At 82.2% G+C, this 264-nt stretch carries 1 pseudogene; it reads right to left on the bottom strand.

Annotation, left to right across the window (positions count from 1 at the left end):
• Positions 1-77 precede the first annotated feature (77 nt).
• A pseudogene (locus ACSNOD_RS31950) lies at positions 78-264 on the bottom strand (sulfurtransferase); the annotation flags it as partial.

Genomic DNA, 264 nt, shown 5'->3' on the forward strand with positions numbered 1-264 from the left:
CCCCCCCCCCCCCCCCCCCCCCCCAGGGCCGTTGCGCGCCCTTCGAGCCGGGTGACGGCGCCGGGGCCGCCGCCCGGTCAGCCCGGCTGCGGGCCCGTGGCCACCGGGCGGGACGCGTCCGCCGACCACTCGGACCAGGAACCGACGTACAGCGCGGCCGGGATGCCCGCCGCGGCGAGGGCCAGCACCTCATGCGCCCCGGACACGCCCGAGCCGCAGTACACCCCGACCGCGACCCCGGACTCGTCCCCGGCCCGACCCCGG

Source organism: Streptomyces sp. URMC 123 (assembly GCF_051386515.1).
Lineage (GTDB): Bacteria > Actinomycetota > Actinomycetes > Streptomycetales > Streptomycetaceae > Streptomyces.